This window comes from Klebsiella sp. JB_Kp004 (genome assembly GCF_040065795.1).
GTDB lineage: Bacteria > Pseudomonadota > Gammaproteobacteria > Enterobacterales > Enterobacteriaceae > Klebsiella > Klebsiella quasipneumoniae.
The window spans coordinates 17,641-42,132 of record NZ_JBEAKW010000011.1 but is presented as its reverse complement, the minus strand read 5'-3'; the positions used below and the strand labels follow the sequence as shown (position 1 = coordinate 42,132).

The following is a 24,492-nucleotide window of genomic DNA, read 5'->3' as shown; positions in this document are numbered from 1 at the left end:
CATCCTGCACGACCCACCAATGTAAAAAGGCGCCCTAAAGGCGCCTTTTTGCTATCTGCCCGCCCATCAATTTCCACAATATTGTATTCAGCACTTTCCCATGGTCGCGCTGCGCTTACCACGCCTGCACAGGGCGCGAACCGGTAGCCCGGACAGCGACGCAGCATCGTCCCCTGGAACAGGCGCTGATGTACAAAATTCATCACGACTTTTGGCGCGTAATCGGCTATCTTGTTTAGCATATAAAACACCATGACCGTATCATGGCGCGGGCAGGCCATACTGACGGTCTTTGAGTTAAGCCAGTAAAACGAGATTGCATGATGAGCGTAATGTTTGATCCTGAAACGGCGATTTATCCCTTCCCACCGAAACCGCAGCCGCTGACCGTCGATGAAAAGCAGTTTTACCGCGAAAAAATCAAGCGTCTGCTGCGCGAGCGCGATGCCGTGATGGTGGCGCATTACTACACCGATCCTGAAATTCAGCAGCTGGCGGAAGAGACCGGCGGCTGTATTGCCGACTCGCTGGAGATGGCGCGCTTTGGCGCCCGCCATTCGGCCTCTACGCTGCTGGTCGCCGGGGTGCGTTTTATGGGGGAAACCGCCAAAATCCTCAGCCCGGAAAAGACCATTCTGATGCCGACCCTGAACGCCGAGTGTTCCCTGGATCTGGGCTGTCCGATTGAGGAGTTCAACGCCTTTTGCGACGCTCATCCTGACCGCACCGTGGTGGTCTATGCCAATACGTCTGCCGCAGTGAAGGCTCGCGCTGATTGGGTGGTGACCTCCAGCATCGCCGTGGAACTCATTGACCATCTGGATAGCCTTGGTCAAAAAATCCTCTGGGCGCCGGACCGCCATCTTGGTCGTTACGTTCAGCGTCAGACCGGCGCAGATGTGCTCTGCTGGCAGGGGGCGTGCATCGTGCACGACGAGTTTAAAACCCAGGCGTTGATGCGGATGAAGGCTCTGCATCCCGAAGCGGCTGTGCTGGTCCATCCTGAGTCGCCGCAGGCGATCGTCGAGATGGCCGATGCCGTAGGCTCCACCAGCCAGCTGATCGCGGCGGCGAAAAGCCTGCCCCAGCGCCAGCTGATCGTGGCGACCGATCGCGGTATCTTTTATAAAATGCAGCAGGCGGTGCCGGAGAAAACGCTGCTGGAAGCGCCCACCGCCGGTGAAGGGGCGACCTGCCGCAGCTGCGCGCATTGTCCGTGGATGGCGATGAACGGCCTGAAAGCCATTGCCGAGGGTCTCGAGCAGGGCGGCGCTGAACATGAAATCCACGTCGACGAAGCGCTGCGGACTGGCGCATTAATTCCCCTTAACCGGATGCTGGATTTTGCGGCTACACTACGGGGATAACCTATTGCCGCGTCATCTGGCGCTGAGAGGATAAAATGGATTTTTTTAGCACGCAGAATATTTTAGTACATATACCCATCGGCGCCGGGGGGTACGATCTCTCCTGGATAGAGGCCGTAGGGACCATCGCCGGGCTGTTGTGCATCTGGCTGGCGAGCCTGGAGAAGATCAGTAACTATGCCTTCGGTCTGGTCAACGTCACGCTGTTCGCCATCATCTTCTTTCAGATCCAGCTGTATGCCAGCCTGTTGCTGCAGCTGTTCTTCTTTGCCGCTAACGTTTACGGCTGGTATGCCTGGTCGCGGCAAAGCAGCAACCATGAGGCTGAGTTGCAGATCCGCTGGCTACCGCGCAGTAAAGCTCTGGGCTGGCTGGCGGCCTGCGTGGTGGCGATCGGCTTGCTGACCCTGTTTATCAATCCGTTTTTTGCTTTCCTGACGCGGATCGCGGTCAGCCTGATGCAAGCGCTCGGTTTGCAGGTCACTATGCCGGAACTGCAGCCGGACGCCTTCCCGTTCTGGGACTCCTGTATGACGGTGCTGTCGGTAGTGGCGATGATCTTAATGACCCGCAAATACGTTGAGAACTGGCTGCTGTGGGTCATCGTCAACGTCATCAGTGTGGTGATTTTTGCCCGTCAGGGCGTCTATGCGATGTCGCTGGAATATCTCTTGCTGACGTTCATTGCGCTGAACGGCAGCCGGATGTGGATAAACAGCGCGCGTGAGCGAGGTTCTCACGCGTTTTCTGGCTAATGGTGGTGGTGATGATCGTGCCCGGCGTGCATCGTGTTGAGATGGCACTCCGGGCCGCTGCAGGGCTGGTACTCCATCTGCACCGTGGCATGCTCAATTTCATATTTATGTTCCAGGAAATGCAGGATACGGTTGAGTAACGCATCATGATCGTGCGGCGGTACAACCTGCACATGCAGCGTCATCACCGGTTTTTCCCCCACCAGCCAGACGTGGACGTGGTGAACATCGCGCACCTCCGGGATAGAGCGGCGGATATCCCGCTGCAGGGCCGTCACATCCAGCGAACGCGGCGCGCCTTCCAGCAGCTCATTCAGACTCTCCTTCAGCAGACGCCAGGCGCTACGTAACACCAGGCAGGAAACCAGCACGGAAAGGATCGGGTCGACAGGTGTCCAGCCGGTGGTGAGGATCACCACGGCGGCCACAATCGCGCCAACCGAGCCCAGCAGATCGCCGAGCACGTGTAGCGCCGCGGCGCGCACGTTGAGGTTCCGCTCTTCGCTGCCACGATGCAGGATCCAGAAAGCCAGCACGTTGGCCAGCAGGCCAGCGACCGCAATCACCATCATCGTCACGCCGGCAACCGGCTGCGGGTGCTGGAAGCGCTGAATGGCCTCCCAGACAATCAGCATGGTGATCACCACCAGAGCAATGGCATTGAGAAACGCCGCCAGGGTGGTCAAACGGAGCCAGCCAAAGGTATGGCGGGCATTCGGGGGACGGCTGGCGAAGCGAACCGCCAGCAGCGCAAACAGCAGGGCGGCGGAGTCGGTGAGCATATGGCCGGCATCCGCCAGCAGGGCCAACGAGCCGGAGATCGCGCCGCCGATGGCTTCTACCAGCATAAAACCAGCGGTGACGATGAACGCCCAGAGCAGCCGGCGGGCGTTGCCGTTATCCGGAGCCTGGGCGGAGGAGTGCGAATGCGAGTGCGCCATAGTGTCGTCCCTTGATAGTTATCATTATCACGCTATGACATCATAAACAGAGAACGATAACAAACAGAGAAAAGGCGAGCCCGGCTCGCCTTTTCTCTGTTTGCACTCACCGCATCAATTATTGGGTGGTGCCGTCGGTTTTGCTGTTGTCATGGTTCATGCTGTCGCCGTTGTCCAGCTTCTTACCGGTGTCCGGACAGCGGCCGTCTTTACACATTGAGTTTTTATGGACCTCATCGCTCGACATATTGTCCTGGCTCATCGTCGAGCCGTCAGGATGAAGCATGGTGCCGCCAGTGCCAGTGCCAGAGCCAGAATTGATTTGGCTATTATCGACGTTATTCGGCGCCACGTTTTCACGGGCGTCCGGCGCCACCTGACCGGCATCAGCGGAAGAGTTGGCTTGGCCATTGTTGGACTGGGCGCCGGCGTCTGCCGCCAGGGCCGCGCCGCTGGCAAGACCTAAGGTGGCGGTGAGCAAAAGGGTCGTCAGTTTTTTCATGTTCATCGGATACTCCTGTTGGGTCGGGATGCGGTAACTACGCCTCCAGCGGTAAGTGTGCCAGGGATCTGACTCGCTATGGTTAAAGACTCCGCAGACGATCGCAGTGTCACTATATAATCCTGAAACGTAAGACTTAATTAGCTTTAACAGTTAAATATTGTAGTTCATGAGTCTGGTTTCGCTACTTTATGGCGTATTTTTGCCTATTTCCAGGATTATTCCATCACTACTGTAAAATCACGTTTACACTATTTCAGCGAAGAGATAGATTGGAGGGATTGCATTTCATTGAATAAGTATGGCAACGCTGGAAAGAAGATGAATTATCAGAACGACGATTTACGCATTAAAGAGATCAACGAATTATTACCTCCCGTTGCGCTCCTGGAAAAATTCCCTGCTACCGAAAATGCTGCAAACACCGTTGCACATGCTCGCAAAGCGATCCACCAGATCCTCAAAGGTGATGATGACCGCCTGCTGGTGGTGATTGGGCCCTGTTCTATTCACGACCCGGCGGCGGCGAAAGAGTACGCTTCCCGTCTGCTGACCCTGCGCGAGGCGCTGAAGGGCGAGCTCGAGATCGTCATGCGCGTCTATTTTGAGAAACCGCGCACCACCGTCGGCTGGAAAGGGCTTATCAACGATCCCCATATGGATAACAGCTTCCGCATCAACGACGGGTTGCGCATCGCGCGCAAGCTGCTGCTGGACATTAACGACAGCGGCCTGCCGGCGGCGGGGGAATTCCTCGATATGATCACCCCGCAGTATGTCGCCGATCTGATGAGCTGGGGCGCCATCGGGGCGCGCACCACCGAATCCCAGGTGCACCGCGAGCTCGCCTCGGGGCTCTCCTGCCCGGTGGGCTTTAAAAACGGTACCGATGGCACCATCAAGGTGGCTATCGACGCGATTAACGCCGCCGGCGCGCCGCACTGTTTCCTGTCGGTCACCAAGTGGGGCCACTCCGCTATCGTCAATACCAGCGGCAACGGCGACTGCCATATTATTCTGCGCGGCGGCAAAGAGCCGAACTACAGCGCGAAGCACGTAGCGGAGGTGAAAATCGGTCTGGCGAAAGCGGGCCTGCCGGCCCAGGTGATGATCGACTTCAGCCACGCCAACTCCAGCAAGCAGTTCAAGAAGCAGATGGAAGTAGGCGCCGACGTATGCCAGCAGATTGCCGGCGGCGAGCGCGCCATTATGGGCGTGATGATTGAAAGCCATCTGGTGGAAGGCAACCAGAGCCTTGAGAGCGGTGAACCGCTGACCTACGGCAAGAGCGTCACCGACGCCTGCATCGGCTGGGAGGATACTGAAGCGATCCTGCGTCAGCTGGCGGAAGCGGTGAAAACCCGCCGCGGCTAAGCTACGTTGCGCTCGCGCAGGTCATAAAAAAAGCGTGGAGATTTCCACGCTTTTTTATTTTCACCGGGGGAAATTACTTCGCTTTACCCTGGTTGGCGACGGCAGCCGCTTTCGCCGCGATCTCTTCCGCGTTGCCCAGATAGTAATGTTTGATCGGCTTGAAGTTTTCATCGAACTCATACACCAGCGGTACGCCGGTCGGGATGTTCAGTTCGAGGATCTCGTCTTCGCCCATGTTGTCGAGGTATTTAACCAGCGCGCGCAGGGAGTTACCGTGAGCGGCGATGATCACGCGCTCACCGCTTTTCAGGCGCGGCAGAATGGTTTCGTTCCAGTAAGGCACGACGCGGTCGATGGTCAGCGCCAGGCTTTCAGTGGTCGGCAGTTCCGCGTCGGTCAGTTTTGCATAGCGCGGATCGTGGCCCGGGTAGCGCTCGTCGTCTTTGGTCAGCTCCGGCGGAGTAACGGCGAAGCCGCGACGCCACTGTTTAACCTGCTCGTCGCCGTATTTCTCAGCAGTTTCCGCTTTGTTCAGGCCCTGCAGCGCGCCGTAATGACGCTCGTTCAGCTTCCAGGATTTCTCAACCGGCAGCCAGGCCTGATCCAGTTCGTCCAGCACGTTCCACAGGGTGTGGATGGCACGTTTCAGCACGGAGGTATAAGCAAAATCAAAGCTGAAGCCTTCAGCCTTCAGCAGTTTACCTGCCGCTTTCGCTTCGCTAACGCCTTTCTCGGACAGATCAACGTCGTACCAACCGGTGAAGCGGTTTTCGTTGTTCCACTGGCTTTCGCCATGACGAACCAGTACCAGCTTAGTTACAGCCATTCTCTTACTCCTCTCTACACGCCATCCCTCGCGCCGCGAACGGTGCGCTGAATATGTTGGTGTATGTGTTATTGATTGATAACTATTCTCATTATATTGCCGTGATTTGGCTCACGGCAATGCTTATCCCTAACCATAGCGAAAATAGTGGCTCAGTGTAAGGTGCTTGTAAAACACAGGTTATTTTTTTGTCCTTTAGTGACGGAAATTAGAGCAGGTTGCTGAAAAAAGAGGCGGCGGAGAGGAGGGCGGGGACGAAACTCAGCGCCCCCCGGCGGAGGGCGCTGGCGATTAGCGGGCAATAAACTGATATTCCGTCAGGCTGACGTACTCCTGGCCCGGACGTAACACACAGTCCGGCTGCGGCCATTCCGGATGATTCGGCGAATCCGGCAGGAATTCGCTCTCCAGCGCCAGCCCCTGCCAGTCGGCGTAGGGTTCCGTCGTCTGCGACGGGGTGCCGCCGAGATAGTTGCCGGAATAAAACTGTAGCGCCGGAGCGGAGGTATAGACCGTCATCTGCAGCTTACCGTCCTGCGACCAGACCTGCGCCGCAGGTTGAGTGGCGTCGCCTCTGGCGTCCAGCAGGAAGGCATGGTCATAACCCTTCACCTTTTGCTGATCGGCATCCGCGAGGAAGTCGGCGGCGATGGTTTTCGGCTGGCGGAAATCAAAGCTGGTGCCGGCGACGTCTTTGAGTCCGCCGCCAGGGATACCATCGCTTTCCACCGGCAAATAGCGATGGGCGAGGATCTGCAGCTGGTGCTGGCGCACGTCGCCCTGGTCACCGTCGAGGTTGAAATAGACGTGATTGGTCATGTTCACCGGGCAGGGTTGGTCCACGGTGGCGCGATAGGTAATCGCGATGCGGTTATCGTCGGTCAGACGATAGTGCGCGGTGGCCTGCAGAGTGCCCGGAAAGCCTTGATCGCCATCGGGCGAGGTCAGGGCGAACAGCGCTTCCTGCTCGTCAGCGCGGACGATGCGCCAGCGGCGCTTATCAAACCCTTCCGGGCCGCCGTGAAGCTGGTGGCCCGCGTCGTTTGACGGCGTGACGGTGACGAGCTGGCCGTCAAGCGGGAAGCGGCTATTGCCGATACGGTTGGCGTAGCGGCCTACCGAGGCGCCAAGAAACGCGGCCTGGCGGGCATAGTCTTCCAGCTTTGCGCAGCCCAGCAGCGGATGGCGCACGCTGCCATCGGCCAGCGGCACCTCGGCGCTGAGCAACGTCGCGCCCCAGTCCGCCACGGTGACGGTCATCCCCGCCTTATTGCGCAGGGTTACCTGCTGCCATGGCTGGCCGTCCGGCGCCAGCGCGGTAGTTTGCGTTACCATTGACCAGCCCCCTGTGACGGTTTGCAGACATAAAACGTCTCTTTAATTCCGGTTTTCGCTTCATACTCGTTGGCAACGGCCTGCTGAACGGTATCGACCAGATCTTCCGGGACCAGCGCTACCACACAGCCGCCAAAACCGCCGCCGGTCATGCGCACGCCGCCCTTATCGCCGATTGTCGCCTTGACGATCTCCACCAGGGTGTCGATCTGCGGGACGGTGATCTCGAAATCATCGCGCATCGAGGCGTGGGATTCGGCCATCAGCTCGCCCATCCGCTTCAGGTCGCCTTTTTCAAGGGCGCTGGCGGCTTCCACGGTGCGGGCATTCTCCGTCAGCACATGACGTACCCGCTTCGCCACCACCGGATCCAGCTCATGGGCGACAGCGTTGAATTGCTCAAGGGTGACATCGCGCAGAGCGGGCTGCTGGAAGAAGCGCGCGCCGGTCTCGCACTGTTCACGACGGGTGTTGTACTCGCTGCCGACGAGGGTGCGCTTAAAGTTGCTGTTGATGATCACCACCGCGACGCCTTTCGGCATCGAGACGGCTTTGGTGCCCAGCGAGCGGCAGTCGATCAGCAGCGCATGGTCTTTTTTGCCCAGCGCCGAAATCAGCTGATCCATGATCCCGCAGTTGCAGCCGACGAACTGATTTTCCGCCTCCTGGCCGTTGAGGGCGATTTGCGCGCCGTCCAGCGGCAGATGGTAGAGTTGCTGAAACACGGTGCCGACGGCGACCTCCAGCGAGGCTGAGGAGCTTAAGCCCGCGCCCTGCGGCACATTGCCGCTGATCACCAGATCCGCGCCGCCGAAGTGGCTGTTCCGCTGTTGCAGATGCTTCACCACGCCGCGGACATAGTTCGACCACTGCTGGGTGTCGTGGCTGAGAATCGGCGCGTCGAGAGAGAATTCGTCGGTCTGATTGTCGTAATCGGCGGCAATCACCCGCACGGTACGATCGTTGCGTGGCGCACAGCTGATCACCGTCTGGTAGTCGATGGCGCAGGGCAGCACAAAGCCGTCGTTGTAATCGGTATGCTCGCCGATCAGGTTGACGCGGCCAGGCGCCTGAATGACATGGCTGGCCGGGTAGCCGAAGGCCTCAGCAAACAGGGTTTGGGTTTTCTCTTTCAGACTCATCATTACACTCCGGATTCACGAAAATGGACGTCGCTGACGGCGCGCAGTCGTTCGGCAGCTTGCTCGGCGGTGAGATCGCGCTGCGTTTCGGCCAGCATTTCGTAGCCAACCATAAACTTGCGGACCGTCGCGGAGCGCAGCAGCGGCGGATAAAAGTGGGCGTGAAGCTGCCAGTGGTTATGGTCTTCGTCGTTAAACGGCGCGCCGTGCCAGCCCATGGAGTAGGGGAATGAGCACTGGAACAGGTTGTCGTAACGGCTGGTCAGCTTTTTCAACGCCAGCGCCAGATCGCTGCGCTGGGCGTCGGTTAAATCGGTAATACGCTGCACGGGCGCTTTCGGCAGCAGCAGCGTTTCGAACGGCCACGCGGCCCAGTAGGGCACGACCGCCAGCCAGTGATCGGTGTCGACCACCGTGCGGCTGCCGTCGGCCAGTTCGCGCCGGGCATAGTCCAGCAGCATCGGCTGGCCCTGGCTGGCGTAATACGCTTTCTGCAGACGATCTTCCCGTTCCGCTTCATTAGGCAGGAAGCTGTTGGCCCATACCTGACCGTGCGGGTGCGGGTTGGAGCAGCCCATCGCTGCGCCTTTGTTTTCAAAGACCTGCACCCACGGGTAGCTTTTCCCGAGGTCCGCGGTCTGTTCCTGCCACGCTTTAACCACGCCTTCCAGCGCTTCAAGGCTCAGTTCCGGCAGCGTTTTGCTGTGGTCTGGCGAGAAGCAGATCACCCGACTGGTGCCGCGCGCGCTCTGGCAGCGCATCAGCGGATCGTCACTCTCCGGGGCATCCGGGGTGTCGGTCATCAGGGCCGCAAAGTCGTTGGTAAACACGTAGGTGCCGGTGTAATTCGGATTCGTGTCGCCGGTGACCCGGGGGTTGCCCGGGCACAGGAAACAGTCCGGATCGTGGGCCGGCAAGGTCTGTTTTGCCGGCGTCTCCTGCGCTCCCTGCCAGGGGCGCTTGGCGCGATGCGGAGAAACCAGTATCCACTGCCCGGTTAACGGGTTATAACGACGATGCGGATGGTCAACGGGGTTAAATACGCTCATGAAGGTTCCTTAGTCTGGATAACCCTGCGGATGGCGGGACTGCCAGTTCCAGGTGTCCTGCGCCATTTCGTCCAGGTTGCGCGTCACGCGCCAGTTCAGCTCGCGGTCGGCCTTGGCGGCATCCGCCCAGTAGGCCGGGAGGTCGCCATCGCGGCGCGGCGCGAAATGGTAGTTAATCGGTTTGCCGCAGGCCTTGCTGAAAGCATTGACCACGTCGAGCACGCTGCTGCCGACGCCGGCGCCAAGGTTGTAGATATGGACCCCGGCTTTGTCAGCCAGTTTTTCCATGGCCGCGACGTGGCCGTCGGCAAGGTCCATGACGTGGATATAATCGCGCACGCCGGTGCCATCTTCGGTCGGGTAGTCGTTACCAAACACGGCCAGCGATTCGCGACGGCCAACGGCGACCTGGGCGATATACGGCATCAGGTTATTCGGGATCCCCTGCGGGTCTTCGCCCATGTCGCCCGACGGGTGGGCGCCGACCGGGTTGAAGTAGCGCAGCAGCGCAATGCTCCACTCCGGCTGCGCTTTTTGCAGGTCGGTCAGGATCTGCTCCACCATCAGTTTGCTTTTACCGTAGGGGCTTTGCGGGGTGCCGGTCGGGAAGCTTTCGACATACGGGATTTTCGGCTGGTCGCCGTAGACGGTGGCGGAGGAGCTAAAGATGAAGTTCTTCACGCCCGCGGCGCGCATGGCGGAGACTAATTTCAGTGTGCCGGTGACGTTATTGTCGTAATATTCCAGCGGCTTGGCGACGGACTCCCCGACGGCTTTCAGCCCGGCGAAGTGGATCACCGCTTCAATGGCGTGATCGTGGAGGATCTCGGTCATCAGCGCTTCGTTACGAATATCGCCTTCAATAAAGGTGGCTTCTTTGCCGCCGAGACGCTCAATCACCGGCAGTACGCTGCGCTTGCTGTTGCAGAGATTGTCGAGGATCACCACCTCATGCCCCTGCAGCAGCAGTTGAACGCAGGTATGACTTCCAATGTAACCGCTACCACCTGTAACCAGAACTTTCATGATTCGCTCCATTCGGCTTATCGTGTATGAGGAAGATAGCATATCAAAGAAGTGAAAAGTGTGACACAGAACAAGTTAGTGGAATCGTTTACACTCAAGAGTGAAACGGCATCGTTTAATATATTTTGTTTAAAATACATCTTGTTAGGTGAGTTAGGCGCTATTTTTCTGAAAAATACCAGGGATCTTGCGATCCCCGGCAGGGGGCGTCAGGCCACGGGGCCGAGCTGATAAGTGTAACCGTCTCCACTGGGAACGAACGCCAGGCGATGGGTAATACAGTCCGGGGCATCTTCCGCATGGTGCGAGACAAACAGCAGCTGCGTGGCGCCTTCGCCAATCAGGACGTCGACGAAGCGGCGCACCAGCTGGCGATTGAGGGGATCCAGCCCCTGCAGCGGTTCATCAAGGATCAGCAGGGTTGGATGCTTCACCAGCGCGCGGACGATAAGCGCCAGCCGCTGCTGGCCCCACGACAGGCTGTGAAACGGCGCGTCGGCGGTGCGCTTATCGATGCCGAGAATGTCCAGCCATTGCTGCACCAGCTTATGCTGTTTATCCGACACCGCCTGATAAATGCCGATCGAGTCAAAATAGCCCGACAGGATGACGTTGCGGACGTTGGTGCTGACCCGGTAGTCCAGATGCAGGCTGCTGCTGACGTAGCCGATATGCTTTTTAATATCCCAGATGGTCTCGCCGCTGCCGCGCCGACGGCCAAAGAGGGTGAGATCGTTGCTGTAGCCCTGGGGGTGATCGCCGGTGATAAGGCTTAAGAGGGTGGATTTACCCGCGCCGTTGGGGCCGACGATCTGCCAGTGTTCGCCGGGGTTTACGGTCCAGGAGAGGTGGTTGATGACCGGGCGATCGTTGTAGGAGACCACCCCGTCATTGAGGACGATACGCGGCGCCGTCTCCGTCAGCGTATGGCGGGCCGGTGGGGCATCCGGCTCCGGGAGGGTGATACCGTCCAGTTTTTCACTGTGCGCCAGCTGGGCGACCAGCGCCTGCTGCAGCAGAGCGTGCTTCTCGCCGGTCTCGCTGAGGAGGCAGTCAGCCAGCACGCCGGCGAATTGTACAAACTCCGGGATCTCATCGAAACGGTTGAGCACCAGCACCAGGGTGATGCCGGCGCGATGCAGGTCGGCCAGCAGGGCGGCCAGCTGCTGGCGGGAGTTGACGTCGAGGCCGTCGAACGGCTCGTCGAGGATCAGCAGTTGCGGATCGCTCATCAGGGCCTGGCACAGCAGGGTCTTACGCGTTTCGCCAGTGGACAGATACTTAAAGCGGCGGTCCAACAGGGCGCTGATGGCAAACTGTTCGGCAAGCTGCGCGCAGCGGGCCGGATCTTTCACCTCATCCTGAATAATCTCCGCGGTAGTGCGTCCGGTATCTTCTTCTCCGGGGCTGAGCAGGTCGGTGTTATTGCGCTGCCACTCGTCGCTGACCAGCTTCTGCAGCTGTTCGAAGGAGAGGCGGGTTACGCGGGAGAAGAGGCTTTCGCGCTGGCCGCTGAGCAGGGTCAGGTCGCCGGCCAGGGCCCGTGCGAGGGCGGATTTGCCGCTGCCGTTGCTGCCGACGAACGCCCAGCTTTCACCCGCCGCCACGCTCAGGTGGTCTATTTTTAAGGTTTTTGTATCGCTCAGGCGAAACGTGCCTTGCGAAATTTGCAATGATGACATGATGTATCCCATTTTTTGCAGCGATGTGCATCAGGGATACGACTTCAGGCGCGCAATGTCAATGGGGTCAGCATAACGTAGCGAGAATGATGCGATCGGCGTTGAAGTAAGCGATCGCCTCCGTCCCTTCGGTCAGGCCAGAGGTCTGGGCCTGCGGCAGGGTGGCGCACAGGGTCTGGCCGTCCGCAAGGGTCATCAGCACTTCGCACTGCCCGGAGCCGCATTCGATATGGCTGATGCGACCCGACAGCTGGTTCTCGGCCTGGCGGGCCACCGCCGGGTCGAGGGTGATGCCAACCCAGGGCGCTTTCAACAGGACCAGCACCTCCTGGCCCTCATCGAGCCCCAGCTTTTCAGCGCTTTGGGCGGTAATGGCGACGTTCAGGCGGGTCTGCCCGTCGGCCAGCAGCACCTCGACGTGCTGCTGCACCTGCTGACGATCGCGGCCGGTGATAGTGCCGAACCACTGGTTGCGGGCGCTGGTTTGCAGGGAAAAGCGCGAGATGGCCGCCAGCAGGCTGTCCAGCGGCAGGGCGTCGTCATCGCTGAGCACATCAAACGCTTTCTGCTGGATCTGCGCCAGCAGATCGTACAGTTGGATCAGACGCTGCCCGTAGCGGGTCAGCACCGCGCCGCCGCCGCCTTTGCCGCCGGTGGCGCGATCCACCAGCGGCTGTTCGCTGAGCTGGTTCATCTCGTTGATGGCATCCCACGCGCTTTTATAGCTGATACCCGCGTGCTTCGCCCCCTGGCTTATCGAACCGGTCAGGTCAATCTGTTTGAGCAGGGCGATCCGCCGGGGGTCGGCAAACAGGCGCTGCTGAAGCTTAAGGGTGAGAAGAATTTCGGCCTGCATAATCGTTTCCTGACAAAAAAGCGTATTGTGACCGATAGTCACCCCGTTGCAAAACCTCTCTGCGCGGTTTGTCATTAACCACCGCACAAATGGGGCGTGTTTTTTCGGCTGAAACCGTTACAATCAGGGAATCATACTATCTGGAGTGAACCATGTTAGAGCTTTTGAAAAGTCTGGTTTTTGCGGTCATCATGGTACCGGTGGTGATGGCGGTCATCCTGGGATTGATTTACGGTCTTGGCGAAGTGTTCAACCTCTTCTCCGGCGTCGGCCACAAAGATCGCAGCCAGCAAAATCATTGATTTCCCGGCGCCCGGTTTAACCGGGCGCTGTGCTATTTCCCTCCTGTATCATTTCCCTTCATTTTATTGTCCTGCGTCACTATAAAAACGCTTCGCATATCGTTATATTGTCGAGTACATAACGCATTGGCAGGAGATTCAGATGACAGGTTCTTGGTTACGCGGGGTGGTCGGGGTATCGCTCACGCTGTGCATCGCGGGTCAGGCGCTGGCGGCAGAGGGGAAAGTGACCGTTTTCGCGGCCGCGTCGTTAACCAACGCGATGCAGGATATCGACCAGGCGTATAAGAAAGCGAAAAACGTCGAGGTCGTCTCGTCGTTTGCCTCGTCGTCGACGCTGGCGCGGCAGATTGAAGCAGGCGCCCCGGCGGACCTGTTTATCTCCGCCGATCAAAAGTGGATGGATTACGCGGCAGACAAAAAGGCCATCGATCCGGCGACCCGCGCCACCCTGCTTGGCAACAGCCTGGTCGTGGTGGCGCCGAAAGCCAGCGCGCAGGGGGCGATAACCATTGATGAGAAAACCGACTGGACCAGCCTGCTGAAAGGGGGCCGTCTGGCGGTGGGCGATCCGCAGCACGTTCCGGCAGGTATCTACGCCAAAGAAGCGCTGCAGAAACTGGGCGCCTGGGAGACCCTGTCGCCGAAGCTCGCCCCGGCGGAAGACGTGCGCGGCGCGCTGGCGCTGGTGGAGCGTAGCGAAGCGCCGCTGGGCATCGTCTACGGATCGGATGCCGTGGCCAGCAAAGGGGTGAAAGTGGTTGGCACTTTCCCTGAGGCGTCGCATCAGAAAGTCGAGTACCCGCTGGCGATTGTCGATGGCCACCGCAACGCGGCCGTGAGCGCTTTCTATGACTACCTGAAAGGGCCGGAAGCGTCGGCGATTTTTCAACGTTACGGATTTACCACCCGCTGATGTTTCTGAGCGAACCCGAATGGCAGGCGGTGCTGCTGAGCCTGAAAGTCTCCTCCCTGGCGGTGGTCCTGAGCCTGCCCTTTGGCATCTTTTTTTCCTGGCTGCTGGTCCGGCGCACCTTCCCCGGCAAGGCGCTGCTCGACAGCCTTCTCCATCTGCCGCTGGTGCTGCCGCCGGTGGTGGTGGGGTATCTGCTGCTGGTGGCCATGGGGCGGCGCGGGTTTATTGGCAGCTGGCTGTATGACTGGTTCGGCATCAGCTTTGCCTTCAGCTGGCGCGGGGCGGTGCTGGCGGCGGCGGTGATGTCTTTCCCGCTGATGGTGCGCGCCATCCGCCTGGCGCTGGAGGGGGTGGACATCAAACTGGAGCAGGCGGCGAGAACCCTCGGGGCCAGCCGCTGGCGGGTATTTTTCACCATTACGCTGCCGCTGACTCTGCCGGGAATTATTGTCGGCACGGTGCTGGCCTTCGCCCGCTCGTTAGGGGAGTTTGGCGCGACCATCACGTTCGTCTCCAATATTCCCGGTGAAACGCGCACCCTGCCTTCGGCGATGTACACCTTGATCCAGACCCCGGGCGGGGAGGGGGCGGCGGCCCGCCTCTGCCTCATCGCTATCGGTCTGGCGCTGGTCTCGCTCTTGATTTCAGAATGGCTGGCCCGCGTGAGCCGCCAGCGAATGGGAGGATCATGATGCTCGAGCTGGACTTTACCCAGACCCTCGGCAGCCACTGTCTGCAGATCCGTGAAACGCTGCCCAGCAGCGGGATCACCGCCATCTTTGGCGTCTCAGGCGCCGGGAAAACGTCGTTGATCAACGCTATCAGCGGCCTGACCCGGCCGCAGGCGGGGCGGATCGTCCTCAACGGCAGGGTGCTGAACGACACCGCGCAGCGTATCTGCCTGGCGCCGGAGCAGCGGCGGATCGGCTATGTATTTCAGGATGCGCGCCTGTTTCCCCACTATAAAGTGCGCGGCAATCTGCAGTACGGAATGGCGAAATCCATGGTCAGCCAGTTCGATAAGCTGGTGGAACTGCTGGGAATTGCGCCCTTGCTGGATCGGCTGCCGGGCCGGTTATCCGGCGGCGAAAAGCAGCGCGTGGCCATCGGCCGCGCCCTGCTGACCGCGCCGGAGCTGCTGCTGCTGGACGAGCCGTTGGCCTCGCTGGATATTCCGCGCAAACGCGAACTGTTGCCCTATCTGCAGCGGCTGGCGCAGGAGATCCATATTCCGATGCTCTACGTTAGCCACTCGCTGGACGAGATCCAGCATCTGGCCGATCGCGTGCTGGTGCTGGAGGCCGGTAAGGTGAAGGCTTTCGGTCCGCTGGAGGAGGTCTGGAGCAGCAGCGTGATGCACCCCTGGCTGCCAGCGGAACAGCAGAGTACGATCCTCAGCGCCACCGTCGCTGCGCAGCATCCGCAGTACGCGATGACCGCGCTGACGCTGGGGGATCAAATGCTGTGGGTTAACCGGCTCGATCGTCCCGCCGGGGAGAGCGCGCGGATCCGCATCCAGGCGTCGGACGTCTCGCTGGTGCTGGCCCAGCCGTCCGCAACCAGCATCCGCAATATCTTACGCGCCGAGGTGGTTCAGTGTCTGGAGGTCAACGGGCAGATTGAGGTTCAGCTCAGGGTGAGCGGCCATCCGCTGTGGGCTCGAATCAGCCCGTGGGCGCGGGATGACCTGGCGATAGCGCCAGGCCAGCAGGTATTTGCCCAGATCAAAAGCGTGTCGATTGCCGCCTGATCACAGCAGCTGACGGTAGATAAACTCGGCGATGCTGGCGGACTCATTGTCGCCGATGACCACGTTGGCGCGGGCTTTGACGTCGTCGACCGCATTACCCATCGCCACCCCGGTGCCTGCCGCTTCCAGCATACTCAGATCGTTGTAGTTATCGCCGAAGGCCACCACGTTCTGCATCGACAGCCCCTGGTCAGCGACCCACTGCGCCAGGCGTTTGCCTTTGCTGTTGCCGGCGCGAGCGATATCCACCTGGTCGTGCCACGACCATTCGCATTCGAGGCCCAGCCTCTCGCCGACCTCCTGCGCAAAGCGCTGCAGACGGGGAATGTCGTCGTCGGTGAGGGCGAATTTCCATACCGCCTTGACCTCGCGGACCGCCTGCGCCAGCGAGTCGACCTGGCTGAAGACCGGGCGCTGATCCTCCGGTAACGCCTGCGCCCAGTTGCGGGTGCGGATCACATGCCCGGTGGGCTGTTCGTAAAGCATCGCGTCATCCACATAGGCCAGGCCGTGGATCTGCTGTTCGGCGAGCATGGCGGTGAGGCTTACCGCGTGTTCCACCGACATAGGATCGGCCGCCAAAACCTTTTTTGCGTGATAATCATACAAATAAGTGCCATTACAACAAATTGCAGGTGTATCGAGAGCCAGTGCCTGATAAAAAGGATGAATAGCGACGTGATGACGTCCGGTAACGACGATCACCTGGTAGCCCGCCTCTCTGGCGCGGGCCAGCGCTTCCAGCGAAGCGGGCAGGATGGTTTTTTTGCTGGTGAGCAGGGTGCCGTCTAAATCCAGGGCAATCACGCGTGTTGTCATGTGTTATTTCCGGTTGATGTTGAAAAGTGACCTGGCCATGATGGTACACCGCCGTGGCGTCAGGACCAATTTTTCCACATCTGCCGTGAATGTCTGTATGCCCTTTGTGCCGCCGTACGTCGGTAATTCGGCGCGCGATGCGAGTATCATGGGCGGATGTCTTATAATTTTCAGGGTGCAGTTATCCTGAAAATGAAAAATCCACGTGCAGTGAGGGAAGGAGTAGTCATGAAACAAACCGTTTATACCGCCAGCCCGGAAAGCCAACAAATCCACGTCTGGAGTCTTGAAGCGGACGGCAAACTGACGCTGGTGCAGGTGGTTGATGCCCCGGGGCAGGTCCAGCCGATGGTGGTCAGCCCCAATAAGGAGTATCTGTACGTTGGCGTTCGTCCGGAGTTTCGCGTGTTAGCTTATCGCATCACGCCGGATAACGGGGCGTTGACCTTCGCAGGGGAAGCGGCGCTGCCGGGCAGCCCGACCCACATCTCTACCGATCATTATGGTCGCTTTGTCTTCAGCGCCTCCTACAATCAGGGCTGCGTCAGCGTGACCCCGCTGCAGGATGGCCTGCCGGGCGAAACCATCACCGTGGTGGACGGGCTGGAAGGCTGCCACTCGGCCAATATCTCCCCGGACAATCGTACCCTGTGGGTGCCGGCGCTGAAGCAGGATCGCATCTGCCTGTTTACCCTCAGCGAGGATGGTTTCCTCTCCGCCCAGGAGCCAGCGGAAGTCACCACCGTCGAAGGGGCGGGTCCGCGCCACATGGTGTTCCATCCGAACCAGCAGTATGGTTACTGCGTCAATGAGCTAAACAGCTCAATTGACGTCTGGGAGCTGAAAGACCCGAATGGCAATATCGAATGTGTACAAACGCTGGATATGATGCCGTCTGATTTCACCGGCGTGCGCTGGGCGGCGGATATTCATATCACTCCGGACGGTCGTCACCTGTACGCCTGCGATCGTACCGCCAGCATCATCACGGTGTTCAGCGTGTCGGAAGATGGCAGCGTGCTGGCGGTGGAAGGCTATCAACCGACCGAAACCCAGCCGCGCGGCTTTAATCTCGATCACAGCGGTAAGTATCTGATTGCCGCCGGGCAGAAGTCGCACCATATCGCGGTGTACGAAATTACCGGCGAGCAGGGGCTGCTGCAGGAGAAAGGTCGCTATGCGGTCGGGCAGGGGCCGATGTGGGTGGTAGTCAACGCCCACTGATCCGTCAGGCGTAAAAGAAAAAACCTCGCGTCAGCGAGGTTTTTTTAACAGAGCGGACAGGCTCTGTCGGAAAGGGGGTGCCCTGGCGGGCCTGAAGCGTGACGGCCTTAGATATCGTCCATGGTGTAGCCGACGACGATCTCCAGCGTTTTACGGATCACGTCTGCGGTCACCACGTCATCGGTGCTTTCCAGCGCCTGAATCAGCCATAAAATAATGGCCTTATTGTTCAGGTGACCCTCGGACTGGAGAATACTGTTGATGGCCAGCGACATCACGGCGGACTCATCAACCAGCTTATCACCGGCGTTACGGAAATAGTCGGAGAGCGCGGTGTCCTGCAGTCCTGCGTAAATATCGGGTTGCTGATGCATAGTCTGTCTCATCACATTCTCACTCTGTGTTATTCACCACGGTTAGGATACTCAGTGGATCTTTTTACCTTCCGGCGCCATGGCGCTTTGCGCCGGCGATCCTCGGGTTTCCCAACGGCCATTGATTTTCTTTACCTGCAAAGGCGCTTGCTTCCGCTGACGGGCAAGCTTCGCGCAAATTTCTTCAATCACGGCAGCGATGACCTTTCTTCGCTGTCGGTCTGACTCTGTCGCCTGCATCAACCGAAGTCGAACCAGCAGGGTCGGGGTGGTAATAGGGCGATTCGTTTTCAGAAGCGCGAGTACCGCCTCGCCGATGATCTCATCGGTGATTTCCTCAGTTTCACTGCTATTCATAACCGTCTCACTGCATGCCACTCTCTCCCTGAATCTGCGAACGGGCATTCAGGTCAGCAGCAGGTTTATGGAAGCGATCGCCCCTCATCTGCTACTGCGGTTGCAACAGGCGACGATCGATGACGTTATTCCTGATCGGCAAACAGCAGACCAATTAAGGTCTGATAGTGACTCTCTTCCTCGGGGGCACGGGCCCGATCGAGGCGGCTCAACAGTTTAGTGCACAGCGCCTTGCGGTTGAGATGACGCCCTTCGTTGAGAATATCCATCACAATCTGACCCAGCGTTTCCTGCTGGGAAGGTAACGATGCTTTGTTGAAATACTGGGCAATTGCGTTCGCTGTATCTGGAATGTAACCATTCTGCTGCATATCTGCTCCTTACATTTCACTCATCTGTTAACTGCCATTAAACTTATACAATAATTGTTAACCTGTACACACAAAGTTGAACAATAATGATTCAGGAATGGTTAAATCATTGATTTTTAATAATTTATTTTTATGTGTTTTGTGCGATTCTGGCTTGTAAAGGTAGGATTTAACGGTGCACGTTGTACAAGAAAAGAAAAATGAAAAAGCCTTGCACAAAAAAGGGATTTTTAGTGTATCTTTTTTGTTAAGACAAAACGTAGTTTTACAAGACGATTAGCCTGATAACTGCTACTGTGAATGCTTACCCTCCCATCTGGAATCACTATGCTAACCACCATCATTTATCGCAGCCATATTTGCGACAATGTCTCATTCAAATCGATCGAGGCCATGGTTGCCAGGGCAAACGAAAGAAATGGGCAGGCGGATGTCACCGGTATTTTACTTTTTAACGGGACGCATTTTTTTCAACTCATTGAGGGGCCTGAAGAAAAGGTTCAGGATATTTATCAGCATATTTGCCGCGATCCCCGCCATTATAACCTGGTAGAGCTTCTGTGCGATTATGCGCCGTCCCGCCGTTTCGGTAAGGTCGGTATGGAACTGTTTGATTTACGGGAACATGATCGCGAGGAGGTGCTGCAGACGGTGATGGACCGCGGGACCACAAAATATCAGCTCACCTATGACGACCGGGCACTGCAATTTTTCCGCACCTTTGTCGAATCAACGGAAAAAGCGAACTATTTTGAGATTCCTTCCGCTGACAGCTGGGTATTTATCCCCGATCAGAATACTTTCTATCCTGATACGCCGATAATTGATAATAAGGAAAGCTGGTCCTTTGCCTTCCAACCGATTGTCGACCCTTTCGCTTGCGAAATTATTTCGTGGGAAGCGCTGTTACGCACACCGGACGGCCAGTCGCCTGGCGCCTATTTTGCCGGGCTTTCCGGGGACGATATTTATCTCGCCGATCTGCACAGTAAACGCGTCGCGCTGTCGCTGGCCGGGCAATTAGGCTTACGTAATAAGGCGTTAAGTATTAATTTACTGCCGATGACGCTGGTTAAAGCGCCGAACGCGGTGGGTTTCCTGCTCGATCAAATTCAGCGTAATGATCTTATTCCTGAACAGATTATTGTCGAGTTTACCGAACGGGAAGTGATTTCGCGGATGGATGATTTTACCGATGCGGTGCGAAAGCTAAAAGGGGCGGGTATCAATCTTGCCATCGATCACTTCGGCGCCGGGTTTGCCGGGCTGTCGCTGCTGGCGCAATACCAGCCCGACAGAATTAAAATCGACCATGAGCTGATCCGCAATATCCACCAGGATGGACCGCGCCAGTCAATTGTACAGGCGATTATCAAATGCTGTTTTTCGCTGGAGATTGCGGTCTCTGCCGTCGGCGTTGAGCGTGCTGAAGAGTGGATGTGGCTGGAATCAGCCGGTATTTCGCAGTTTCAGGGGAATTTGTTCGCCAGCGCGCGCCTGGGGGGCTTACCCGCCGTCGCCTGGCCGGAAAAAAAATAATCCACCGCGAAATCAGCCAACTATTTTTTCATCTTTTTCCCAAGCGCTGTGAGCCACAACCTGTTATCTTTATCTGTACAAGAAAATAGAGTTGTACAGGATGCCTGAATTCGTTAGTTTAGGTATTAAAGTATCAGGTTGATGTGAGGCTGCTATGGCGTTTTACAGTATCGGTGAAGTCGCCGAACGTTGCGGAATCAATCCGGTCACACTGCGCGCCTGGCAGCGTCGTTACGGTCTACTGAAACCGCAGCGTAGCGAAGGCGGGCATCGGCAATTTGATGAAGAAGATATCCTGCGCATTGAAGAGATCAAGCGCTGGATAGAGCGCGGCGTATCCGTCGGGAAAGTCAAAGCGCTGCTGGAGGGTAACCTGCCGGCGGCGCGCGACGAATCCGCGCATCTTCAGGAAGAGATGATGTCCATTCTGCGTTATATGCAGCCCGCCAGAATCCGTGCCAAATTACTGGCGCTAAGTCATCAACACCCCGTCGACACGCTCATCGACAGCCTGTTAGTGCCGGTACGTCAGCGTCTGAAGCTCGATCAGAATACCTCTCTGGTGATTAGTAGTTTGCTGGATGGTCTGCTGATTGACTGCGTGGCGCTATTTCTCGCCGAAGCGCGTAAAAAGAACGGCAGGGAGACGCTGCTGGTGGGCTGGAGCAATGAGGACAGGACGCGTCTGTGGCTGGAGGCATGGCGTCTTTCCCAGCGCGGCTGGCACGTCAACGTCCTCGCCGAACCGCTGGAGTCGCCGCGGCCCGAGCTGTTCCCCGGGCAGCATATCTTCGTCTGGACCGGACGCGCCGCCACCCCTCTCCAGGAAGAGCTGCTCAGCCACTGGCAGGAGCAGGGCTTCAGCATCCATTTTCACGGTAATAATTAATCGCCCCGATCCGCAAAGCAGACCGGGGCTAACGCGCCGGGTTACAGGTGGATCTGGCTCCAGGATTTAAAGGTTTCGCTGCGGCTGATATTAAAAAAATCGGTCCTACCGCTACAGCCGAGCTTTTTAATCAGATTCAGCCGGATCTGATAAATGGTTTTAATATGCAGATTCAGCGACCGGCCAATGCTGGCGACCGCTTCGCCATTGCTGATAAGTTGAATAACTTTCTTTTCCCGCTCGGTAAACTGCACCGAGGCGCCCGGCGCCGGGTGGGTTTTATAGTAGCGGGTTGGCTGGTGCAGAAATATCTTTAACTCTTCCGGCGTTGAATTGGCCGGTAAGCGCAGCATAGGCAGTTCACTAAGAAAATTAAGATCATTGCCTTCGGTTAACAAAATAAATAACGTATCCCGACGATTATAGTTGTGCTGCAGTACCGCGAAATAATTGTCGCTGGTAAAGAAAACATGTTTTTTGCGAAAGTAAGATGCCGGCAGACTATTCAGGATCAGCGACATCCCATAGAGAAGAAAACGATTATCAAACCACAGATCGTAATGTTCAGTACGATAGCAGGTATTATGGTGTGACATTTTATTTGCCTCAGTTAGCCGATAGAGACCCAGGCGTGCCGGCACCGCAGGCTTAAGTCTGCTGCCAGCTCCGCGAGTTTAATTAATGATGAGGTTTGCTGTACAGCATATCCAGCGCCTGCAAATAGAGGTCGGAGAGTATTTCATTACTTTCCGTTTTCAGGCGATGCTGAATTTCCGTAATCATCCGCTCATTATTTATCGTTCTGTGCTGCTTAATGAGCGTATTTTCAATATTCTTCATCAGGGCCGAATTGAAGACAAACTCTGCTGGAATGGTATTTTTAATATGCATAGCTCGAACTCTCCCACGTATAACGCAAACTGACAATAAAAGTCGCTACGTACCATTGGTACGCGCCAAGTCACGAACAGGAAATGCAAAACCAGGAACCACCGCCTGACTTGCCGCGCCACCGTTAAACATCCCCGCTTCGTTGCGCAACAAGCAGTTAACACTCCAAACTATAGACGGTGATCCCACTATGTACAACTTTTTTTAGAACTATATGTACAACGCAACGGCTTATTTTTAATGTTTGTTTTTAGTTGTTGATTTTAAAGGATTCTATTTCCTGTATAACTTGTACATAAAAGCCGGTTTGTGCAGGATCCACTTGTAAAACTAGCGGGAAGAGGCTGACGACAGGCGTGAGCTCAATGGGAAGGTATTGTGCAGGCTGGCGTGTTGGATGAAATCGCGCCGACGCAGGAAGAGGTACACAGCAACTCTGTCGTCGACAGGTGGCTTTCTTCCGCGTCGGACGCTGATCATAGCGGATATCAGGTGAGGTTTTGTCTGTTTTTTGCACAATCAGGTAAAGAGCAACACATCGGCCATTTCGTTAACGTTTCGGTCGGTTTGTTGGCGGATAAGGCGTGTGCTACGCTTTTTACTAGCGATGCGATGGTTCGGCATCGTTATCTTTCTCCCATTTCCCTGTCGGGTCTTTTACCCCTGTCACGACCGGTAAATACGGCAAAGGCAGTCTGTCTATGGACAGGCGTAGAGGTGTGAGGAGGGGAAATGCGCGGTAAAAGCGTGATGCTCCTGGCCGGGTTAGCGACTTTCGTGCAGGCGAAAGAGATTAACCTCTATTCGGTGAATACCGGTTCCTATGTTTACCATCTGACCAATAATCACGGTCAATATACTGAGAATTTCGAGAACCACTTTTTCTCGGTGGAGCGGAAATTCTCTGACGACTCGAAATACAGCCTGCTTATTGGCACCTTGAATAACAGTTTCGACGATCGCTGTCTGGCGCTGGGGGTGAGAAGAGACTGGTACCACAACGGCAGCGGGTGGACCTTCAAAGGCGTTTACGGCTATACCGGCGAATTCTTCTTCGACGCCTTCGAGCATTGCGGCGATCATGGCTCCTATAAAGATTTCAAGGACGCCACCGGGATCGGCTTTTCACCCTATATCTACCATGCTATCCAGTACAACTTTACCGACTATTTCGCCCTTGAGAGCGGCATTATTATTCCCAGCGTGTTTGTGATCAGCATCCAGTGGAGCTTCCGCTAAGTTGCCGCGTCGTTTGTTACAGGGTTATCACCTTCCTGAGCAGCGTACTGGAGAGCGCGGCGAGGGAAATGAGCACCGACAGGACAAACGTTAGGGCAATCACTCCCAGCTTGGTGGCTAACGAGTGAATAGGGATCAGCATCACCAGCAGGTGAAAAACGGAGTAGTGCAAAATATAGACCCCGGTCATCGCTTTGCTAACCGTCGCCAGCACGGCCTCCTTCAGTTCGCGGTTCTTTTTAAACTGCACGGCGTTAGCGGCGATCACCAGCAGGACGATCAGAATATAAATCTGCGACCCCGTGAGAATGAACGCATTGCGATCGGCTTTAAACAGCGCGAAGAAAAAGTGGCGTTCATAAAACCAGGTAAATAAATAGACAAAGGGCAGGGCGATAATGGCGGCTTTAATCACCCGCGGGTCGCGTATCCACTCCGTGACCCGCGGATCGTTAAACAACTGCCCGGTTAAATAAAAAAGTAGCCACGTCCACAGACGATACTGCGGCGCCAGGCTGAAAAGATGTCTTTCCGGGTAGAGCACCGAGAGCAGGTCGTAACCATAAGAGCAGCACAGTAGCGTCAGGACCACGGTGAAAAACAGACCGCGCCGCTGGCTGAGCCAGGCAATCAGGGGATGGAAGGTATAGATGACAATCAGGGCGAAAATAAACCAGGGCTGGATCAGGTAGCCGCGCTGGTAAGGCTCCCAGACATAATAGACCGTCACCCAAAACAGAAAGACGATCACCACGCTTTTAATTTTACCAATTTGCCAGTTGGCGTCGTGTCGCGTTTGCGCATCAAGATAGCCGGCCACCACAAAAAACAGCGGCGTGGCGATGGTCGAGACAAAGGTCAGCAGCCCGAGGATCCAGTGATAGTCATAATCAAAGCGATCCCAGGTGTTATAGATGGTGAAAAATGTCACCGCTGTCATACAGCCGAGTGTCTTAATAATGCTCA

Annotated in this window: 27 protein-coding genes and 1 pseudogene; 11 read left to right on the top strand and 17 right to left on the bottom strand. The window is 56.9% G+C overall.

Annotated elements, in window-relative coordinates; translation table 11 throughout:
- Window positions 1-107 precede the first annotated feature (107 nt).
- Window positions 108-254: pseudogene (locus ABLX76_RS12535) on the bottom strand (hypothetical protein); the annotation flags it as partial.
- 69 nt (window positions 255-323) lie between these two features.
- On the opposite strand from ABLX76_RS12535, the gene nadA reads away from it, so the two are divergent.
- Together nadA and pnuC are read left to right on the top strand one after the other, a co-directional pair.
- The gene (gene nadA, locus ABLX76_RS12530) at window positions 324-1,367 is read left to right on the top strand and encodes a quinolinate synthase NadA (protein WP_023288879.1); all 1,044 of its coding nucleotides are present in this window, start codon (window positions 324-326) and stop codon (window positions 1,365-1,367) included.
- A 35-nt stretch (window positions 1,368-1,402) separates the two neighbouring features.
- Complete coding sequence (pnuC, locus tag ABLX76_RS12525; RefSeq protein ID WP_004151689.1) at window positions 1,403-2,122, top strand: nicotinamide riboside transporter PnuC; 720 nt, start codon at window positions 1,403-1,405, stop codon at window positions 2,120-2,122.
- Here pnuC and zitB read toward each other — a convergent pair.
- Window positions 2,119-3,063, bottom strand: a complete 945-nt coding sequence (zitB, locus tag ABLX76_RS12520) for a CDF family zinc transporter ZitB (protein WP_087849155.1) — start codon at window positions 3,061-3,063, stop codon at window positions 2,119-2,121. The genes pnuC and zitB overlap by 4 nt on opposite strands.
- 118 nt (window positions 3,064-3,181) lie before the next feature.
- A complete protein-coding gene (locus ABLX76_RS12515) occupies window positions 3,182-3,571 on the bottom strand; it encodes a YbgS-like family protein (RefSeq protein ID WP_023288881.1) in 390 nt (129 codons plus the stop codon).
- Between the two features lie 315 nt (window positions 3,572-3,886).
- Here ABLX76_RS12515 and aroG point away from each other — a divergent pair, with 315 nt between their 5' ends.
- Entirely contained in the window at window positions 3,887-4,939 is a 1,053-nt protein-coding gene (gene aroG / locus ABLX76_RS12510; protein ID WP_023288882.1) for a 3-deoxy-7-phosphoheptulonate synthase AroG, read from the top strand.
- A 73-nt stretch (window positions 4,940-5,012) separates the two neighbouring features.
- Here aroG and gpmA read toward each other — a convergent pair whose 3' ends face one another.
- From gpmA to modE, 7 genes are all read right to left on the bottom strand, one after another.
- Window positions 5,013-5,765: a 2,3-diphosphoglycerate-dependent phosphoglycerate mutase gene (gene gpmA, locus ABLX76_RS12505; RefSeq protein ID WP_002895089.1), complete on the bottom strand. Its 753-nt coding sequence runs from the start codon at window positions 5,763-5,765 to the stop codon at window positions 5,013-5,015.
- A gap of 291 nt (window positions 5,766-6,056) precedes the next feature.
- Window positions 6,057-7,100, bottom strand: a complete 1,044-nt coding sequence (gene galM / locus ABLX76_RS12500) for a galactose-1-epimerase (RefSeq protein ID WP_065882482.1) — start codon at window positions 7,098-7,100, stop codon at window positions 6,057-6,059.
- Window positions 7,094-8,242: a galactokinase gene (galK, locus tag ABLX76_RS12495; RefSeq protein ID WP_101977966.1), complete on the bottom strand. Its 1,149-nt coding sequence runs from the start codon at window positions 8,240-8,242 to the stop codon at window positions 7,094-7,096. Before galK ends, galM begins: the two co-directional genes overlap by 7 nt.
- A 2-nt stretch (window positions 8,243-8,244) precedes the next feature.
- Window positions 8,245-9,291, bottom strand: a complete 1,047-nt coding sequence (gene galT / locus ABLX76_RS12490) for a galactose-1-phosphate uridylyltransferase (protein ID WP_348874603.1) — start codon at window positions 9,289-9,291, stop codon at window positions 8,245-8,247.
- Window positions 9,292-9,300: 9 nt separating this feature from the next.
- Window positions 9,301-10,317 carry a UDP-glucose 4-epimerase GalE gene (gene galE / locus ABLX76_RS12485; RefSeq protein ID WP_023288886.1) on the bottom strand — a complete coding sequence of 339 codons (1,017 nt, stop codon included), beginning with the start codon at window positions 10,315-10,317 and terminating at the stop codon, window positions 9,301-9,303.
- 209 nt (window positions 10,318-10,526) lie between these two features.
- The gene (modF, locus tag ABLX76_RS12480; protein ID WP_348874601.1) at window positions 10,527-11,999 is read right to left on the bottom strand and encodes a molybdate ABC transporter ATP-binding protein ModF; all 1,473 of its coding nucleotides are present in this window, start codon (window positions 11,997-11,999) and stop codon (window positions 10,527-10,529) included.
- 67 nt (window positions 12,000-12,066) lie between these two features.
- Entirely contained in the window at window positions 12,067-12,855 is a 789-nt protein-coding gene (gene modE, locus ABLX76_RS12475; protein ID WP_065882478.1) for a molybdenum-dependent transcriptional regulator, read from the bottom strand.
- 152 nt (window positions 12,856-13,007) lie between these two features.
- Between modE and ABLX76_RS12470 the strand changes: the two genes are divergently transcribed.
- The 4 genes from ABLX76_RS12470 to modC all read left to right on the top strand — a co-directional run bounded on the left by ABLX76_RS12470 (window position 13,008) and on the right by modC (window position 15,823).
- Window positions 13,008-13,157, top strand: coding sequence for an AcrZ family multidrug efflux pump-associated protein (locus ABLX76_RS12470; RefSeq protein ID WP_002895156.1), 150 nt, complete (start codon window positions 13,008-13,010; stop codon window positions 13,155-13,157).
- Window positions 13,158-13,299: 142 nt separating this feature from the next.
- Window positions 13,300-14,073 carry a molybdate ABC transporter substrate-binding protein gene (gene modA / locus ABLX76_RS12465; protein WP_348874600.1) on the top strand — a complete coding sequence of 258 codons (774 nt, stop codon included), beginning with the start codon at window positions 13,300-13,302 and terminating at the stop codon, window positions 14,071-14,073.
- Window positions 14,073-14,765: a molybdate ABC transporter permease subunit gene (gene modB / locus ABLX76_RS12460; protein WP_065882475.1), complete on the top strand. Its 693-nt coding sequence runs from the start codon at window positions 14,073-14,075 to the stop codon at window positions 14,763-14,765. Before modA ends, modB begins: the two co-directional genes overlap by 1 nt.
- Window positions 14,765-15,823: a molybdenum ABC transporter ATP-binding protein ModC gene (modC, locus tag ABLX76_RS12455; RefSeq protein ID WP_044521712.1), complete on the top strand. Its 1,059-nt coding sequence runs from the start codon at window positions 14,765-14,767 to the stop codon at window positions 15,821-15,823. The genes modB and modC overlap by 1 nt, the downstream gene beginning before the upstream one ends.
- Here modC and ABLX76_RS12450 read toward each other — a convergent pair whose 3' ends face one another.
- Window positions 15,824-16,642 (bottom strand): pyridoxal phosphatase, encoded by an 819-nt coding sequence (locus tag ABLX76_RS12450; protein WP_277476189.1) that lies wholly within the window; start codon window positions 16,640-16,642, stop codon window positions 15,824-15,826.
- Between the two features lie 228 nt (window positions 16,643-16,870).
- On the opposite strand from ABLX76_RS12450, the gene pgl reads away from it, so the two are divergent.
- A complete protein-coding gene (pgl, locus tag ABLX76_RS12445; protein WP_262962731.1) occupies window positions 16,871-17,866 on the top strand; it encodes a 6-phosphogluconolactonase in 996 nt (331 codons plus the stop codon).
- A gap of 107 nt (window positions 17,867-17,973) precedes the next feature.
- On the opposite strand, the gene ABLX76_RS12440 is transcribed toward pgl, so the two are convergent.
- The 3 genes from ABLX76_RS12440 to ycgZ form a co-directional block, all read right to left on the bottom strand.
- Window positions 17,974-18,240 (bottom strand): biofilm development regulator YmgB/AriR family protein, encoded by a 267-nt coding sequence (locus tag ABLX76_RS12440; RefSeq protein WP_004886050.1) that lies wholly within the window; start codon window positions 18,238-18,240, stop codon window positions 17,974-17,976.
- Between the two features lie 51 nt (window positions 18,241-18,291).
- Window positions 18,292-18,597, bottom strand: coding sequence for a hypothetical protein (locus tag ABLX76_RS12435; RefSeq protein ID WP_023288893.1), 306 nt, complete (start codon window positions 18,595-18,597; stop codon window positions 18,292-18,294).
- A gap of 125 nt (window positions 18,598-18,722) precedes the next feature.
- A complete protein-coding gene (gene ycgZ, locus ABLX76_RS12430) occupies window positions 18,723-18,968 on the bottom strand; it encodes a regulatory protein YcgZ (RefSeq protein WP_023288894.1) in 246 nt (81 codons plus the stop codon).
- Window positions 18,969-19,295: 327 nt separating this feature from the next.
- On the opposite strand from ycgZ, the gene ABLX76_RS12425 reads away from it, so the two are divergent.
- Together ABLX76_RS12425 and ABLX76_RS12420 are read left to right on the top strand one after the other, a co-directional pair.
- Complete coding sequence (locus ABLX76_RS12425; RefSeq protein WP_048334451.1) at window positions 19,296-20,507, top strand: diguanylate phosphodiesterase; 1,212 nt, start codon at window positions 19,296-19,298, stop codon at window positions 20,505-20,507.
- Between the two features lie 154 nt (window positions 20,508-20,661).
- Window positions 20,662-21,396, top strand: a complete 735-nt coding sequence (locus ABLX76_RS12420) for a MerR family transcriptional regulator (RefSeq protein WP_023288896.1) — start codon at window positions 20,662-20,664, stop codon at window positions 21,394-21,396.
- A gap of 41 nt (window positions 21,397-21,437) precedes the next feature.
- Here the strand turns inward: ABLX76_RS12420 and ABLX76_RS12415 are convergent, their stop codons facing one another.
- Both ABLX76_RS12415 and ABLX76_RS12410 read right to left on the bottom strand, forming a co-directional pair.
- Window positions 21,438-21,992, bottom strand: a complete 555-nt coding sequence (locus tag ABLX76_RS12415) for a helix-turn-helix transcriptional regulator (RefSeq protein ID WP_017899620.1) — start codon at window positions 21,990-21,992, stop codon at window positions 21,438-21,440.
- 82 nt (window positions 21,993-22,074) lie between these two features.
- Entirely contained in the window at window positions 22,075-22,287 is a 213-nt protein-coding gene (locus ABLX76_RS12410; RefSeq protein ID WP_044521698.1) for a biofilm development regulator YmgB/AriR family protein, read from the bottom strand.
- Window positions 22,288-23,019: 732 nt separating this feature from the next.
- Between ABLX76_RS12410 and ABLX76_RS12405 the strand changes: the two genes are divergently transcribed.
- Window positions 23,020-23,526, top strand: a complete 507-nt coding sequence (locus ABLX76_RS12405; protein WP_289551466.1) for a hypothetical protein — start codon at window positions 23,020-23,022, stop codon at window positions 23,524-23,526.
- Window positions 23,527-23,542: 16 nt separating this feature from the next.
- On the opposite strand, the gene ABLX76_RS12400 is transcribed toward ABLX76_RS12405, so the two are convergent.
- Entirely contained in the window at window positions 23,543-24,466 is a 924-nt protein-coding gene (locus tag ABLX76_RS12400) for an acyltransferase family protein (protein ID WP_072096501.1), read from the bottom strand.
- Window positions 24,467-24,492: the final 26 nt, after the last annotated feature.

Bases quoted from the DNA above. Each gene is read 5' to 3' on its own strand.
- galE (WP_023288886.1), bottom strand. From the start codon at position 10,317: ATGAAAGTTCTGGTTACAGGTGGTAGCGGTTACATTGGAAGTCATACC.
- modA (WP_348874600.1), top strand. From the start codon at position 13,300: ATGACAGGTTCTTGGTTACGCGGGGTGGTCGGGGTATCGCTCACGCTG.
- ABLX76_RS12470 (WP_002895156.1), top strand. From the start codon at position 13,008: ATGTTAGAGCTTTTGAAAAGTCTGGTTTTTGCGGTCATCATGGTACCG.
- ABLX76_RS12450 (WP_277476189.1), bottom strand. From the start codon at position 16,642: ATGACAACACGCGTGATTGCCCTGGATTTAGACGGCACCCTGCTCACC.
- nadA (WP_023288879.1), top strand. From the start codon at position 324: ATGAGCGTAATGTTTGATCCTGAAACGGCGATTTATCCCTTCCCACCG.
- modC (WP_044521712.1), top strand. From the start codon at position 14,765: ATGCTCGAGCTGGACTTTACCCAGACCCTCGGCAGCCACTGTCTGCAG.
- pnuC (WP_004151689.1), top strand. From the start codon at position 1,403: ATGGATTTTTTTAGCACGCAGAATATTTTAGTACATATACCCATCGGC.
- modF (WP_348874601.1), bottom strand. From the start codon at position 11,999: ATGTCATCATTGCAAATTTCGCAAGGCACGTTTCGCCTGAGCGATACA.
- ABLX76_RS12435 (WP_023288893.1), bottom strand. From the start codon at position 18,597: ATGAATAGCAGTGAAACTGAGGAAATCACCGATGAGATCATCGGCGAG.
- modB (WP_065882475.1), top strand. From the start codon at position 14,073: ATGTTTCTGAGCGAACCCGAATGGCAGGCGGTGCTGCTGAGCCTGAAA.
- ABLX76_RS12515 (WP_023288881.1), bottom strand. From the start codon at position 3,571: ATGAACATGAAAAAACTGACGACCCTTTTGCTCACCGCCACCTTAGGT.
- ycgZ (WP_023288894.1), bottom strand. From the start codon at position 18,968: ATGCAGCAGAATGGTTACATTCCAGATACAGCGAACGCAATTGCCCAG.
- aroG (WP_023288882.1), top strand. From the start codon at position 3,887: ATGAATTATCAGAACGACGATTTACGCATTAAAGAGATCAACGAATTA.
- galT (WP_348874603.1), bottom strand. From the start codon at position 9,291: ATGAGCGTATTTAACCCCGTTGACCATCCGCATCGTCGTTATAACCCG.
- modE (WP_065882478.1), bottom strand. From the start codon at position 12,855: ATGCAGGCCGAAATTCTTCTCACCCTTAAGCTTCAGCAGCGCCTGTTT.
- ABLX76_RS12425 (WP_048334451.1), top strand. From the start codon at position 19,296: ATGCTAACCACCATCATTTATCGCAGCCATATTTGCGACAATGTCTCA.
- ABLX76_RS12415 (WP_017899620.1), bottom strand. From the start codon at position 21,992: ATGTCACACCATAATACCTGCTATCGTACTGAACATTACGATCTGTGG.
- ABLX76_RS12400 (WP_072096501.1), bottom strand. From the start codon at position 24,466: ATGACAGCGGTGACATTTTTCACCATCTATAACACCTGGGATCGCTTT.
- ABLX76_RS12440 (WP_004886050.1), bottom strand. From the start codon at position 18,240: ATGCATCAGCAACCCGATATTTACGCAGGACTGCAGGACACCGCGCTC.
- ABLX76_RS12405 (WP_289551466.1), top strand. From the start codon at position 23,020: ATGCGCGGTAAAAGCGTGATGCTCCTGGCCGGGTTAGCGACTTTCGTG.
- pgl (WP_262962731.1), top strand. From the start codon at position 16,871: ATGAAACAAACCGTTTATACCGCCAGCCCGGAAAGCCAACAAATCCAC.
- galK (WP_101977966.1), bottom strand. From the start codon at position 8,242: ATGAGTCTGAAAGAGAAAACCCAAACCCTGTTTGCTGAGGCCTTCGGC.
- ABLX76_RS12410 (WP_044521698.1), bottom strand. From the start codon at position 22,287: ATGCATATTAAAAATACCATTCCAGCAGAGTTTGTCTTCAATTCGGCC.
- gpmA (WP_002895089.1), bottom strand. From the start codon at position 5,765: ATGGCTGTAACTAAGCTGGTACTGGTTCGTCATGGCGAAAGCCAGTGG.
- ABLX76_RS12420 (WP_023288896.1), top strand. From the start codon at position 20,662: ATGGCGTTTTACAGTATCGGTGAAGTCGCCGAACGTTGCGGAATCAAT.
- zitB (WP_087849155.1), bottom strand. From the start codon at position 3,063: ATGGCGCACTCGCATTCGCACTCCTCCGCCCAGGCTCCGGATAACGGC.
- galM (WP_065882482.1), bottom strand. From the start codon at position 7,100: ATGGTAACGCAAACTACCGCGCTGGCGCCGGACGGCCAGCCATGGCAG.